This is a genomic window from Stenotrophomonas sp. SrG, assembly GCF_050031795.1.
In the GTDB taxonomy this organism is placed as follows: Bacteria; Pseudomonadota; Gammaproteobacteria; order Xanthomonadales; family Xanthomonadaceae; genus Stenotrophomonas; species Stenotrophomonas rhizophila_A.
Genome location: NZ_JBNBBE010001200.1, coordinates 1 through 238 on the forward strand (window position 1 = coordinate 1; position 238 = coordinate 238).

Here is a 238-nt window from a genome sequence, read left to right on the forward strand (position 1 = left end):
TGCGGGCTGTCCAACCGATCCCTGGCCCTGGCAGACGATCCTGACCCGCCTGCGGTGGCGACTGCTGACCTGCCTCGCCCTGCAGTTGGCCCTTGCCGCAGGGATCGGACTGCGCGCCCCTACCCCGCCGGATGACCCCCGTTTCGTGCTGGCCGCCCGGGCCATGGTCGAGACCGGCCAGTGGATGCTGCCCCACCGGGGCAGCGAACTGTACGCCGAAAAGCCGCCGGTGTTCATG

Annotated in this window: 1 pseudogene; it reads left to right on the forward strand. The window is 70.6% G+C overall.

Annotation, left to right across the window (positions count from 1 at the left end):
• Positions 1-37 precede the first annotated feature (37 nt).
• Positions 38-238, forward strand: a pseudogene (locus ACQG3P_RS23260) (hypothetical protein); the annotation flags it as partial.